Source organism: Streptomyces tirandamycinicus (assembly GCF_003097515.1).
Taxonomy (GTDB): domain Bacteria; phylum Actinomycetota; class Actinomycetes; order Streptomycetales; family Streptomycetaceae; genus Streptomyces; species Streptomyces tirandamycinicus.
In genome coordinates this window covers 45100-58187 of record NZ_CP029188.1, presented here as the reverse complement: position 1 = coordinate 58187, position 13088 = coordinate 45100, and the positions used below count along the sequence as shown (strand labels likewise).

General features: G+C 73.6%; 11 protein-coding genes. 4 read left to right on the top strand and 7 right to left on the bottom strand.

Features of this window, described 5'->3' with window-relative positions:
* Nucleotides 1-67: 67 nt before the first annotated feature.
* The 7 genes from DDW44_RS00290 to DDW44_RS00255 all read right to left on the bottom strand — a co-directional run bounded on the left by DDW44_RS00290 (nt 68) and on the right by DDW44_RS00255 (nt 7871).
* Nucleotides 68-940, bottom strand: coding sequence for a 3-hydroxybutyryl-CoA dehydrogenase (locus tag DDW44_RS00290; RefSeq protein WP_108905144.1), 873 nt, complete (start codon nt 938-940; stop codon nt 68-70).
* Nucleotides 941-1047: 107 nt separating this feature from the next.
* Nucleotides 1048-2220: an acyl-CoA dehydrogenase family protein gene (locus tag DDW44_RS00285; protein ID WP_108905143.1), complete on the bottom strand. Its 1173-nt coding sequence runs from the start codon at nt 2218-2220 to the stop codon at nt 1048-1050.
* Between the two features lie 41 nt (nt 2221-2261).
* On the bottom strand, nt 2262-3434 hold the full coding sequence (locus DDW44_RS00280) for an acyl-CoA dehydrogenase family protein (protein WP_108905142.1): 1173 nt from the start codon (nt 3432-3434) through the stop codon (nt 2262-2264).
* A 149-nt stretch (nt 3435-3583) separates the two neighbouring features.
* On the bottom strand, nt 3584-5644 hold the full coding sequence (locus DDW44_RS00270) for an acetate--CoA ligase family protein (RefSeq protein ID WP_108905140.1): 2061 nt from the start codon (nt 5642-5644) through the stop codon (nt 3584-3586).
* Nucleotide 5645: 1 nt separating this feature from the next.
* Complete coding sequence (locus tag DDW44_RS00265) at nt 5646-5837, bottom strand: ferredoxin (protein WP_018892783.1); 192 nt, start codon at nt 5835-5837, stop codon at nt 5646-5648.
* Nucleotides 5838-5964: 127 nt separating this feature from the next.
* Complete coding sequence (locus DDW44_RS00260; protein WP_108905139.1) at nt 5965-7257, bottom strand: NADH-ubiquinone oxidoreductase-F iron-sulfur binding region domain-containing protein; 1293 nt, start codon at nt 7255-7257, stop codon at nt 5965-5967.
* On the bottom strand, nt 7254-7871 hold the full coding sequence (locus DDW44_RS00255; RefSeq protein WP_108905138.1) for a hypothetical protein: 618 nt from the start codon (nt 7869-7871) through the stop codon (nt 7254-7256). The genes DDW44_RS00260 and DDW44_RS00255 overlap by 4 nt, the downstream gene beginning before the upstream one ends.
* Before the next feature lie 538 nt (nt 7872-8409).
* On the opposite strand from DDW44_RS00255, the gene DDW44_RS00250 reads away from it, so the two are divergent.
* The 4 genes from DDW44_RS00250 to DDW44_RS00235 all read left to right on the top strand — a co-directional run bounded on the left by DDW44_RS00250 (nt 8410) and on the right by DDW44_RS00235 (nt 13087).
* Nucleotides 8410-9786, top strand: coding sequence for an aromatic ring-hydroxylating oxygenase subunit alpha (locus tag DDW44_RS00250; RefSeq protein ID WP_108905137.1), 1377 nt, complete (start codon nt 8410-8412; stop codon nt 9784-9786).
* A gap of 250 nt (nt 9787-10036) precedes the next feature.
* A complete protein-coding gene (locus tag DDW44_RS00245) occupies nt 10037-11227 on the top strand; it encodes a polyamine ABC transporter substrate-binding protein (protein ID WP_108905136.1) in 1191 nt (396 codons plus the stop codon).
* Between the two features lies 1 nt (nt 11228).
* Nucleotides 11229-12146, top strand: a complete 918-nt coding sequence (locus DDW44_RS00240) for an ABC transporter permease (protein WP_108905135.1) — start codon at nt 11229-11231, stop codon at nt 12144-12146.
* Nucleotides 12143-13087 (top strand): ABC transporter permease, encoded by a 945-nt coding sequence (locus DDW44_RS00235; protein ID WP_017946904.1) that lies wholly within the window; start codon nt 12143-12145, stop codon nt 13085-13087. The genes DDW44_RS00240 and DDW44_RS00235 overlap by 4 nt, the downstream gene beginning before the upstream one ends.
* Nucleotide 13088: the final 1 nt, after the last annotated feature.

The following is a 13088-nucleotide window of genomic DNA, read 5'->3' as shown; positions in this document are numbered from 1 at the left end:
CGCATCCTCGCCGTACGCGGGGTCCCGGCCACCGGCCGTCCGGTATCCCGCGCACGGCCTCGGCCGGTCATCGGTAGGTGTGGAACCCGCGTCCCGACTTCCGCCCCAGCAGCCCCGCGTCCACCATCCGCGCCAGCAGCGGCGGAGGCGCGTACTGCGGTTCGCGGAACTCCGCGTACATCGACGTCGCGATGGCCTGCGTGGTGTCGAGGCCGATCAGGTCCGTGAGCGCGAGCGGCCCGAGCGGATGGGCGCAGCCGAGGACCATCCCCCGGTCGACGTCCTCGACGGAGGCGGCGCCCGACTCGACCATCCGCACGGCCGCCAGCAGATACGGCACCAGCAGCGCGTTCACCACGAACCCGGCCCGGTCGCGGGCGCGGACGACCTCCTTGCCGAGCACCCCGGAGGCGAAGGCCTCCGTCCGGCGCACGGTGCTCTCGCCGGTCAGCAGTGACGGCACGACCTCGACGAGCGGCAGTACCGGCACGGGGTTGAAGAAGTGCAGTCCCACCACCTGTTCGGGGCGCCCGGTCGCGGCCGCGATCCGGATGACCGGGATGGACGAGGTGTTGGTCGCCAGGATCGCGTCCTCGCGGCGCACGGTCCGGTCGAGGCGGGCGAACACCAGGCTCTTCGCGTCCTCCCGCTCGGCCACGGCCTCCACCACGAGGTCCCTGTCGGCCAGCCCCTCCATGTCCGCCGTGACCACGATCCGCGCCACGGCGGCGTCCCGGTCCGCGCCCGTGAGCCTGCCCGCGGCCACGGCCCGGTCCAGCGACGCCGTGATCCGGCCGCGGCCGTCCCGCACCGCCGCCGCGCCGGCCTCGACCACGACGACGTCCCGGCCCGCCCGGGCACACACCTCGGCGATGCCGGAACCCATCAGGCCGCAGCCGACGACCCCGATCCGCGCGCAGTCCCGCTCTCCGTCAGCCACCGCTTCCTCCGGTTCAGGTCGGTCTCGTCCACTCGGGACCGTGTGCCGCCGGGGCATGCCGTCCCTTCCGTGTCCCGGCGGCTCCGCCGGGACACGGACCACCGGCCTCAGCCGGCGGACGGCATCCCCAGCACGCCCACGCCCCGCTTGATCAGTTCGTTGGCGACGATCAGCCGCTGGATCTCGGAGGTGCCCTCCCAGATGCGGTCCACGCGCAGCTCGCGGTAGAGGCGTTCGACGGGGTAGGAGCGGTCGTAGCCGCGCCCGCCGAAGATCTGCACGCAGCGGTCGACGACCCGGCCCGCCGCCTCGCTCGCCGACAGCTTGGCGATGGCCGCCTTCGCGTGCAGGGTCTTGCGGTCGGACAGGCCCGCGTCCACCTCCCAGGCGACCTGGTGGGTGTAGGCGCGGTTGACGGCGATGTCGACGGCGCAGTCGGCGAGCATGCCCTGGACGAGCTGGAAGTCGGCGATGGGGGAGCCGAACTGGCGGCGCTCGACGGCCCAGTCCCGGGCGAGTTCCAGGGCGCGCTCGGCGGCCCCGGTCGTCCGCGCCGCGATCATCAGCCGCTCCTCGGTGAACCAGGACCGCGTGATGTCGTATCCGTTGCCGATCCCGCCGAGCACCGCGTCGTCGCCGACCCGGACATCGGTGAACGTGAACTCGGGGTGCTCGTAGACGAAGGTGTGCGTGAAGCGCGGCACCCGGGTCATCTCGATCCCCGGTGTCTCCTTGTCGACCAGGAACAGCGTCGGCGCACGTTCCGCGCCGGCGACCGCCAGCACGATCATGAAGTCGGCGTGGTCCCCGACGGTGACGAACCACTTCTCGCCGTTGAGCGCCCAGCCGTCCGAGGTGCGGGTCGCCGTCGTCGCGATGCCCTGGGGGTCCGACCCGGCTCCCCGCTCGGTCACCGCGTAGCAGTCCCGCCGCCGTCCGCCGATGACGGGGAGGAGAAACCGCTCGCGCTGCTGCGGAGTGCAGAAGCGCAGGGCGTTCGCCGGCCGCCACACGGTGTCCCACAGGGCGCCCGTCAGCCTGCCGAGCTCCTCCTGCACGATCACCTGCTCCAGGATGCCGAGCCCCGCACCGCCCCACTCGGCGGGCATGTTGACGGCCTGGAGGCCGCTCGCGAGCACGGCGTCCCGGATCTCGTGGTGGGCCTGCGGCGGCAGGCCGTTGTTCTCCTCGCAGTCGAGTTCGTACTTCATGATGAAGTCGGTGAGCCCGCGGGCCGCGTCCTTGAGTTCCTTCTGGCGGGCGGTGAGACGGAAGTCCATGGCGGTTCCCTAAGAGTGTGCGGCGGTCCGGGAGGACCGGGTCAGGAGTGGGGCAGCGCGAGGGCTCTGGTGCCCCGCTTGATCAGTTCGTTGGCGACGATCAGCCGCTGGATCTCGGAGGTGCCCTCCCAGATGCGGTCCACGCGCAGCTCGCGGTAGAGGCGTTCGACGGGGTAGGAGCGGTCGTAGCCGCGCCCGCCGAAGATCTGCACGCAGCGGTCGACGACCCGGCCCGCCGCCTCGCTCGCCGCGAGCTTCGCCGTCGACGCCTTGGCGTGCAGCGCCTTGCGGTCGGTGCCCGGCTGATCGGCCTCCCAGGCGACCTGGTGGGTGTAGGCGCGGTTGACGGCGATGTCGACGGCGCAGTCGGCGAGCATGCCCTGGACGAGCTGGAAGTCGGCGATGCGGGAGCCGAACTGGCGGCGCTCGACGGCCCAGTCCCGGGCGAGTTCCAGGGCGCGCTCGGCGGCCCCGGTCGTCCGCGCCGCGATCATCAGCCGCTCGTCCGTGAACCACTCCTTCGTCAGCTCGTAGCCGTTGCCGACCCCGCCGAGCACGTCCTCGTCGGAGACGAACACATCGGTGAACGTGAACTCGGGATGGCCGTTGACCGCCGAGTGCATGAAGCGCGGCACCCGAGTCATCTCCACCCCCGGCGCCTGCTTGTCGACGAAGAACAGCGTCGCGGCCCGCTCCGGGCCGGCGTCCGCCTGCACCAGCAGGAAGTCGGCGATGTCGCCGCAGGTGACGAACCACTTCTCGCCGTTCAGCAGCCAGCCGCCGTCCGTACGGGTCGCGGTGCTGGTCCCCGAGGAGGGGTCCGAGCCGGCCCCCGGCTCGGTCACCGCGAAGGCGTCGAACTTCTCGCCCCGGACCACCGGCAGCAGGTACTTCTCCCGCTGCGCCCGGGTGCCGTACGCCAGGACGTTCGCGGGCCGCCACGGGATGTCCCACAGGCAGTTGGTGACCTTGCCGAACTCCTCCTCCACGATCACCTGGTCCAGCAGGGACAGCCCGGCACCACCCCACTCGGCGGGCATGTTGATGGCGTACACGCCGGCGTCGATGGCGGCCCGGGTGAGGTCGCGGACCGTGTCGGCCGGCAGCGGTCCGCCCGCCTCCTCGGACCGGTCCTCGTACTGCATGAGCAGCCGGGAGTAGGCGGCGGCCCGGGCCTTGAGGTCCGCCTGTTCGGGGGTGTAGCGGAAGTCCATGGGTGTTCCTCCGGAGGATCGTCGAGGGCAGGGCAGGGCAGGGCAGGGCAGGGGAGGGAGGGGGAGGGAGGGGAGGGGACGCGGCGCGCCGGGGATCGGGAGGTGGGGGACACCGGGCCCGCGCGGCCCGGTGGTGGGGGAGGAGGCAGTCAGGCCGGTACGGCCCGGCAGTCGAGGGCCAGGGCGCCGTCCGGCCGCACCAGCAGGGGGTTGACCTCCAGTTCGGCGATCTCCGGATGCGCGGCCGCGACGGTGGTGATGCGCTCGACCACCTCCGCCGCGGCGTCCACGTCCACCGCCGGGCGGCCGCGGACGCCGGAGAGCAGGGCCGCGGTGCGCAGCCCCCGCAGCAGCCGCCCGGCGCGCCCCGCCGGCACCGGTGCGAGCGAGAAGGCGACGTCGTGCAGCGTCTCCGTCAGGACGCCCCCGAGCCCGACCATGGCGACCGGACCGAACCGCGGATCACGGTTGACCCCCACGATCAGCTCCACGCCGTCCGAGAGGTCCGCCATGGCCTCGACCGAGTAGGAGGGGGCGCCGAGCCTGGCGTGCATCTCCCGGTACGCGGCGAGCAGGTCGTCACGGCCGGCCAGTCGCAGCGCCACCCCGCCCGCGTCCGACTTGTGCAGCAGGTGAAGCGCCTTGAGGACGTACGGCCCCGGGAACTCAGCGGCGGCGGCGAGCAGTTCCGCCTCTCCGGTGATCTCCCGGGCGGCCGGGAACGGCACACCGGCGGCCGCGAGCAGGCCGCGGACCGCGTGGTACCCGGGATCGCGCAGCGCCGGGGCGGCCGGCGGCAGCGGGGACGGCCCGGGCCGTCCGCCCGGGCGTTGCGAGGCCATCGCGGCCAGCGCCCGCGAGGCGTCCTCGGTCGAGGAGAACACCGGTATGCCCGCGTCGGCCAGGGTCCGGCAGCTCGGCGACGCCGGGTACATCGACTGGACCACCAGCGGCTTCGGCCGCGCCCGCCAGTGCCCGACGATCTCACCGGCCGCACGGCCCTCTCCCGCGGCGAGCGTCGCGCCCCCGCCGCCCAGGCCGCCGCCCGCTGCCGCGTAGCCGCCGAAGTAGCCGGTCATCAGTACGGCGTCCACCTCGTCGGCGCCGAGCAGCGCCCCGATCGCCGCGGAGTACGAGCGCGGGTCCTGTTCCCCCATCCCGGCCAGGTCCACCGGGTTGCCGACCGCGGACTGCTCCCACAGCACCGACCGCAGCTCCCGCCGGGTGGCGCCGCCGAGTTCGGGGACCTCGAGCCCGGCGGCCTCCGCCGCGTCGGCCGCGACGACTCCGTGCCCGCCGCCGTCGGTGAACACCGCGGTACGGCGGCCGCCGGCCCGGACCCGGGTGCCGAGCGCCGCGAGGACCACGGTCATCTCCCGCGGAGTGGCGACGAGTTCCACTCCGGCCTCCCGGCACGCGGCGGCCACCACGTCGGCCGAGGTGGTCAGCGCCCCGGTGTGGGACTGCGCGCTGCGCGCGGACGCGAGGCCACGGCCCGCGGTGAGGAGCACCACCGGCTTGCCGGCCGCGGCGGCCGCCCGGGCGAAGGCGCGGCCGTCGCCGAAGTCCTCCGCGTACACGGCGATGGCGGAGGTCCCGGCGTGCCCCGCGCAGTCCTCGACGAGGTCGACGAGGGTGATGTCGGACTGGTTGCCGAGCGAGACGAACCGGGAGAAGCCCAGCCCGTGCGGCGCCAGCCGCAGTTGCAGTTCCAGCGCGAGGTTGCCGCTCTGGCTGAGCAGGGCGACGCCGCCGGGTGCGAACGTGTCGGAGGCGAGGTACAGCTCGGTCGTGTTGTCGGCGATGCCGAGGGAGTTGGGGCCCACCAGCACGGCTCCCGCCTCCCTCACCCGCTCCGCGACGGCTCGCTGCCGGGCGAGCCCGGCGGCGCCCGTCTCGGCGAAGCCGGCGGTGATGGCGACGATGGCGCGGGCACCACACTCCAGGGCGGAGTCGACGGCCTCCTCGAAACCGGTGCCGGGGACGGAGACCACCACCAGCTCCACCGGTTCGCCGATCTCCGCGAGGCTCCTCGCGGCGGGGCGCCCGAGGACCGTGCCGCCGCGGCGGTTCACCAGATGCACGGGTCTGCGCAGGGGAGCGCGGAGGGCCTGCGCGGCCACCGCGTGGCCGTACTTCGCGGGGTCGTCGCTGGCGCCGACGACGGCGACGGACTTCGGGGCGAACAGCGCGCTCAGGTCACGGGCCATCTCACTTCTCCAAGCGCAGTGCGGAGTTGGGGCAGCTGTCGGCGCACGCGCGGGCCGCGTCCTCACAGGAGGGCGGCACGTCTGCGGCGATGACCGACGCATAGCCCCATTCGTCGAGTTCGATCAGCTGGGGGGCGTGCTCCCGGCAGAGCCCGTAGCCCTGGCAGCGGGTGGAGTCAAGGAGGAGTTTCACGCGGCGTTCCTTTCGGCGAGGGCGGGGCGGAGGTGACGGCCGGCGCGGGACGCCGGGGCCGGGTGGGTGGAGGGGCCGGTGGGCGGGGCGGAGTCGGTGGACGGGCGGGGTGGGGGACGAGTCGGGGTCAGCGGGCGGGATCGGGCTCCGGGCGGATGCCGGCGACGTCCGGAACGTGCACGGCCAGGCGGCGGCCACCGGAGGCCGGGCAGCGGGCGCACACCGGACACACGGTGGCGAGGTGGTCGCGTACGGCGTCGGGGAAGGCACGCAGCAGGCTTCCCGCGGTGCCCGCGGCGGCGTCGAGCAGCCCGCACGCGCCGCGCCCCGGCAGGCCCGCGGCCCAGCGTTCGAGCCGTTCGGCGGCGTCCGGCCCGGCCGAGCCGGTGGCCAGTCGCCGGAGCGTGTCGCGGATCGCGGCCGTGCCCGACACGCACACGCCGCACTGCCGTGCGCTCTCGGCGGCGAGCCGGTCCGCCGCGTCACGGGCGACGGCGACGGGGCACCCGCCCGGTACGAGGAAGTGGATCGCCCCGCAGCCGAGGGAGGTGCCGGCCGCGGCCAGCGCACCGGGGTCAAGCCGCAGCGCCAGCGCGCCGGAGCCGACGAGCCCGCCGAACAGCCCGCCCATCAGCGCACCGTACGCGTCGCCGGAGCCCTGGCCGCCGGCGACCTCACGCAGCCGTGCGCCGTAGGGGGCCTCGACGAGCAGGGGGGCGTCCCGCCGGGACGAGAGGGTGAGCAGGGTGGTGCGGGCGATCGCGTCACCCAGGTCCGGCCGCGCGGCGATCAGCGCCATCCGGGCGAGCGTCTCGACGTTGGCGACCAGGGTGGGCCGGCCGGCGACTCCGCGCTGGTACGGCCGGGGCGGCTTGGCGGCCGGCAGCGCGGGGCCACCGTTGATGCGCCGCACCACCGAGGTCTCCTCCCCGGCGACGTAGGTGTGCGCGGTCTCGACGACCTCCACCGGGATCGGCGGCGGCCGTTCGGCGAGCGCGCGGCGGATCCTCGTCGCCGCGCAGGGGTCGGACAGGTACACACAGCCCCGCGTGGCACCGGTGATCTCGGCGGCGCGGGAGAGCCCGTCCAGGACGAGGTGCGGCCTGGCCCGCAGCAGCCAGCGGTCCTTCACGGATCCGGGCTCGCCCTCCTCGCCGTTGGCCACGACGACGGGCACACCGCCTCCGTCGCGCACCGCGCGGAGCTTCACCGCGGCCGGGAACCCGGCACCGCCCCGGCCGCGGAGGCCCGAGCGGGCGATGGCCTCCAGCAGCCGGTCCGGAGAGGCGGCTCTCGCGTATCCGCCCGAGCGGGCGTACGCCTCGGCGCTCTCGGCCTCACCGGGCTCCGCGCCGAGCACGGAGCCCGCCGGATCGGCCAGGAGCGAGCGCACGGCGGTCGGGGCGGTCGCGACGGTCATGTCCGGTCTCCGTCCGGGGTGGGGGTGCGGTGCGTGGGTGCGTCCGGTGAACCGGTCGCCCAGGGACGGCCGGCGCGTCGCCGGGCCGGGGCCGTCGCCGGGGGTGGGCCGCTGCCCCGCTCGGCCCGGTTCGCCGCTGCGGGGGAGACTCGGCGGCGCTCCGCCGAAGCCGCGGTCTCCGGTGCGGCGGCGGCCGCGGACGGGGCGGTGCCGGGACGCCCGGCCGCGGAGGCCCGCAGCGTGCGGACCGCCGTCTCGAGGGCGGAGCGGTCCCGTGCCGTGCGGTCGTAGCCGGATCCCGGCAGGCCGATGAGCATGCGGTGGTGGTCCAGGACGACCTCGCCCGCGGCCAGCGCGGCGCGAGGGTCGCCGGGCGAGGTCCCCGCCGCCACGGAGGTCACGAGGTCGGCGACCTCCGCCAGGTAGCGCAGCCAGCCGCGTTCGGTGCCGTGCAGGATCAGCCTCTCCACCCGGCGGCGCTCGGCGGCGGCCGGCTCCCGGGCCAGGGCGCCGGCGTCCGGTGCGCGGGTGCGCAGCGCGGCCACGGCGGACGGAAGTTCCCGCTCCGGTTCGGGCGTGAGCCCGAGCCAGACGAGACTCCGACGACCGCTCATGTGTGCCTCCGGGAGAGAAGAGGGGACTTCGGGGATCTGGCCGCAGCGGGGGAGCGCGGGGTGTGGAGCCGGGGGTCCGGCTCCGTACCGGGCGGGGTGTGGGCCCGGGCACGGCACGAGGACGGGGCGGTCGAGGCGTGGACGGCGAACGCCGTGACGTCCGGGGCGCGTGGCGCGATGTGCGGGGCCGGGCGGGTGCCGGCCTCTGCCTCCCGGCTGTCGCCGTACCGCCGGGCGGGGGCTCTGGAGTGCGGATCGCCGGGAGCTGCGATGCCCACTACACTAACTAACCAATTAGTCAGTCCACAAGTCTTGACTTCGCCGAAGCGCGTCATCACTCTGACTGACTAATTAGTCAGCTCGGTCACGGCTCCCTCGCCGAACCCCGCCGACCGCCCCTGGGCCGCCTCAACACCGATCGCCGCCAACGGCGGCATGGAGGAGTCAGCCGATGCAGCCCGAAGCCACCGCCCAAACACCGAACGGAGCCCCTGCCACCGGGAGTGGCGAACGTCCCCCCGCCGCACCGGGCGCCGCCGTGCGCACATCCGACACCCCGCCCGCCACCGCGCCCGTGGAGTCCGCCACCGGCAGCTCCCGAAGGCCCGCCCCCGGCGCCTCCGGCGACCGCACGGGCACCCTTCCCGCCGCTCCCGAAACCCCGGCGGCCACGCTACCGCCCCTCCCACAGGACGACACGGGCCTCCGGGCCTCCGCCGCCGGGAACGGGGCCGGGGCCTCCGCCACCGGGACCGCGACGGGAGCCCTGGCTGCTCCCGGGAACCGGCCCGAAGCCCCGGCCGCCCCCGGCCCGGCGCTCGCGGCCCGCTACTACACCGACCCGGCCGTCGCCGAAGCCGAGACCCGGCACCTCTTCGCCCGGTCGTGGCAGCTCGTCTGCCACGAGTCCGACCTCCCCGGCACGGGCGCCCGCCTCGCCGCCGCGGTCGCCGGGCAGGAGGTCGTCGTCGTACGCACCGAGGACGGCACCCTCGCCGGGCACCTCAACGTCTGCCGCCATCGCGGAACCCGTCTGGTCACCCGGCCCGAACCGGACGGCAAGGCCATCCGCTGCCCCTACCACGGCTGGACGTACAAGCTGGACGGGCGGCTCGTCGGGGCGCCCGAGGCCCGGCAGATCCCCTGCCTGGACAAGCCCCGTCTCGGGCTCTTCCCCGTCCGGGTCGAGTCCTTTCTCGGCTTCGTCTTCGCCAACCTGGACCCGGACGCCACCCCGCTCGCCGAGAGTTGCGCGGGTCTGGCGAAGGCCGTCGGCCATTACGCCGGGGCCGATCTCGTGCCGGTCGGCCGAAGCCGCATCCACGACCTCGACTCCGCCGAGGTGCAGCACGCCAACTGGAAGGTCGCCGTCGACAACTACCTCGAGGGCTACCACGTACCCGTCGCCCACCCCGGGCTGATGCGCCTGCTCGACTACCAGCGCTACACCTGCGAGATCGACGAGGCGTACGCCCTGTTCGCCTCGCCGCTGCGCGACAAGCCGTCGTCGAACTGGACCGAACGCCTCTATCAGCGCCTCGCCGCCCCCATGCCCGGACTGGCTGAGGCGGACCGCCGTGTCTGGCGGTACGCCGTGATCTACCCCAACACGCTCATCGACTTCTACCCCGACCATGTGCTTGCCTGGACCGCGATCCCGACGGCGGTGGACCGGGTGGCCGTGCCAGGCGCGTTCTACACCCGGCGTGGCACCGGGCTGCGCACCCGGATCGCCCGGCGGCTGAACGTCCACATCGGCTGGATCACCAACGACGAGGACGTCGAACTGGTGGCCCGTGTGCAGAAAGGACTGACGACTCCGGGCTTCGAGCCCGGCCCGCTGTCCCGCCGCGAGGCGGCGGTCGGCTGGTTCGCCGGACGCGTCCGGGCCGACCTCGACGGCGCGGAGCACTGAGCCGACCGGGCCCCACGGGCGCCCGGCGGTACCCCTGCCGCCCCCACGGCACGGGGGAGTGACCCGCGCAGACCGGCGTCCCGGATCGACGAGCCGCATCCGCCCGCCACGTACCCTGTCGAGCCGCACTCGGCGGTGCACCCCGGCACCGCGCAGGCTCCCCGGCCGGTGCACGGAACCAGATCACCGTGCACCCGCGACCGCACCCGCGGCAGTGCCGCCACCGCAACGCCCCCATGGAGAGACCCCGATGCCCTCCGAGGAACCCTCATCCCCGCGCCATCCCACCGTCCCCACCGTCCCGACCGTCCCGGCCGCCCCGTCCCGCCGCTCCGTCCTGCGCGCCGGCGCCGCCGCGGCCGCCGGTCTCGGCCTCGGCCCGACCGCGGCCGGATGCGGATTCCTCTCGCCGGGTCCCGCGGCACACGAGGACGGCCGGGAACCGATCGACGTCAAGGTCGACGGCGACCTGGTCTACTTCAACTGGGCCGACTTCGTCGCTCCCGACGTCTTCGCCGGATTCGAGAAGGAGTACGGCGTCAAGGTCATCCAGTCGAACTTCGACTCGATGGAGGGCATGGTCGCCAAGCTCAACGCCGGCAACCGCTACGACATCATCTTCCCCACGGCCAAATGGGCCCAGCGGCTGGCCGCCGGAAACCGGCTGCACCGCATCGACCACAGCAAGGTCGGGAACGCCGAGTCGATCCTCGGGTCGTACGCCTACTTCGCGGACCCCTGGTACGACGCCGGTTCCCGGCACACCCTCCCGTTCACCATGTACAAGACCGGCATCGGCTGGCGGAAGGACAAGATCGGCGACGACCTCGGCGGCTCCTGGGACGACCTGTGGAACGCCCGCGCCAAGGGCCGGGTCTTCGTACTCGACGACCGGGACGAGGTCCTCGGCCTCGCCGCACTCAAGCTCGGCCTCGACGTCTCCACCACCGAGGAGGACGACCTCGGGCGCATCACCGAGACCCTCCGCTCCCTCCGCCCCCACCTGCGCGGCTTCTCCAGCGACAGCTACAACAACCTCCTCAACGGCAACGCGGCCATGACCCAGGCCTGGAGCGGGGACATGGCCGCCATGCTGGGCCAGGCCGAGGACCCCTCCGTCTTCGGATTCCAAGTCGCCAGGGAAGGCGCCCCGGTCAACTCGGACTGCTACGCCATCCCCTCCAACGCCCGCCACCCCGGTACCGCGATGCTCTTCATCGACTACATGCTCCGACCGGAGAACGTGAAGAGGAACATCGCGTACATCGGCTACCCGATGCCGGTCGGCGGCACCGAGGACACCTACGCCGCGCTCGTGGAGCCCTTCCCCGAGTGCCTGGTCTCCGCGGACGACCTCAAGGACGACCTCTACTTCCGCAACGGAACCGCGAAGGGCGAGCAGGCACGGGACAGCGCCTGGACCCGTGTGAAGGCGGGATGACATGGCACCGCACACCCCCGACCCGAGAACCCGCACCTCCGCGAAGCGGGGCCCCTCCGCGAGGAGCAACCTGCTGTGGACCTGGCTGATGGTCCCCGGCACCCTCTGGATGGCCACGTTCCTCCTCGCCTCGCTCCTGCTGGTCGCCACCCTCGCGCTCGGCACCACCGATCCGCTCGGCAATCCGCAGTTCGGCCTCAACTTCCAGAACTTCGCCGCGCTGGCTGATCCGGCCTACCGCGCGGTGCTGCTCCGCTCCCTCGGCTACGCCCTGCTGACCTGCCTGATCTCCCTGGTCGTGGCCTACCCGGTGGCCTATGTCATCGCCCTGCACGGCGGACGGTTCAAGAACCTCCTGATCGCCGCCATCGTCGTGCCGTTCTTCGCGAACTACCTGGTCCGGATGTACGGCTGGTCCGTCGTCCTCTCCGACGACGGGCCCCTGCTGAAGGCGCTGCGCGGCATCGGGATCGCCGACGGCGACACCAGGATCCTCCAGACCGGCGCGGGCGTCGTCGCCGGACTCGTCTACGGCTTCATCGTGTTCATGATCATCCCGCTGTACGCGGCGCTCGAGCGGATGGACGTCTCGCTGATCGAAGCCGGACGCGACCTCTACGGCGGACCGCTGCGAACCTTCCTCCACGTCACCCTGCCGGCCACCCGCCAGGGCGCCGCAGCCGGCTGCGTCCTCGTCTTCCTGCCCGCCATGGGCGACTTCGTCAGTGCCCAGCTGATGGGAGGTCCCGACCAGATCATGATCGGCAACCTGATCCAGGACAAGTTCTTCCAGGGCCAGAACTGGCCGCTGGGCTCGGCGCTCACCATGCTGATGATGGCCGTGCTGTTCCTCGGCATGCTGGGCTATCTGCGGCGGGCCCGCAAGGACGAGGCGGACCACGCGGAGGCGGCCCGATGACACTCCGCCCGGCCCTCAGGCCCAAGCCCCGTCCCGCGGCCGAGACGGCGCGTACGCCCGGCCCCCGCAAGCACGGCACCCGACCGGGAACCGGCGGGCGCTCCCGGCCGGCCCGCCGCCGGGGCCGCCGCGGCACCGGCCGCAAGCCACGCCTCGCCATCGCCGTGACCGCCGCCTTCTTCGCGCTGCTCTATCTGCCGATCGGCGTCGTCGTCCTGTTCTCCTTCAACTCCCAGAAGTCCCTGACGGTGTTCAAGGACTTCAGCCTCCGCTGGTACGAAGCCTTCCTCCGCGACGACCATCTGCTCGCGTCACTCGACATGAGCCTGCGGGTCTCGCTGGTGGCCATGGCCGGCTCGCTGGTGCTGGGGGTGACGCTGGCCCTCGGACTGGTGCGCTGCCGAAGCCGGCTCGGCTCCCTCGCCGGACTGATCATGCTCATCCCCCTGATCACCCCGGAGATCGTCACCGGGGTCGCGGCCATGCTGCTCTTCAAGGGCGTGGGCATCACCCTGTCCACCACGACGGTGATGCTCGCCGAGATCACATTCTCCATCTCCTATGTGACGGTCGTCCTGCGCTCCCGGATCGCCGCACTCAACCCGGAGACCGAGGAAGCGGCGATGGACCTGGGCGCCACCCGCCGGCAGACCCTGCGGCTGGTCACCCTGCCCGCGCTGCTGCCCAGCATCCTGGCATCGGGGGTCCTGGTCTTCGCCCTGGTCTTCGACGACTTCGTCCTCGCCTACTTCACCACCGGAGTCGACCCGCAGCCGCTGTCCGTGCGGATCTACTCGGCGATCCGCTTCGGGGTCCAGCCCACCATCAACGCCGTGGGCACCCTGATGCTCGCCGGCTCGATCGCCCTCATCGTCCTCGCCCTCTTCATCCCGCGCCTGTTCGGTCGTCGCGGCGGCCTCGATCTGCTCTCCGGGAAGTGAC

Excerpts from the sequence above, each read along its gene's own strand:
- DDW44_RS00245 (WP_108905136.1), top strand. The coding sequence starts at position 10,037 with ATGCCCTCCGAGGAACCCTCATCCCCGCGCCATCCCACCGTCCCCACC.
- DDW44_RS00255 (WP_108905138.1), bottom strand. The coding sequence starts at position 7,871 with ATGAGCGGTCGTCGGAGTCTCGTCTGGCTCGGGCTCACGCCCGAACCG.
- DDW44_RS00240 (WP_108905135.1), top strand. The coding sequence starts at position 11,229 with ATGGCACCGCACACCCCCGACCCGAGAACCCGCACCTCCGCGAAGCGG.
- DDW44_RS00270 (WP_108905140.1), bottom strand. The coding sequence starts at position 5,644 with ATGGCCCGTGACCTGAGCGCGCTGTTCGCCCCGAAGTCCGTCGCCGTC.
- DDW44_RS00285 (WP_108905143.1), bottom strand. The coding sequence starts at position 2,220 with ATGGACTTCCGTCTCACCGCCCGCCAGAAGGAACTCAAGGACGCGGCC.
- DDW44_RS00260 (WP_108905139.1), bottom strand. The coding sequence starts at position 7,257 with ATGACCGTCGCGACCGCCCCGACCGCCGTGCGCTCGCTCCTGGCCGAT.
- DDW44_RS00235 (WP_017946904.1), top strand. The coding sequence starts at position 12,143 with ATGACACTCCGCCCGGCCCTCAGGCCCAAGCCCCGTCCCGCGGCCGAG.
- DDW44_RS00280 (WP_108905142.1), bottom strand. The coding sequence starts at position 3,434 with ATGGACTTCCGCTACACCCCCGAACAGGCGGACCTCAAGGCCCGGGCC.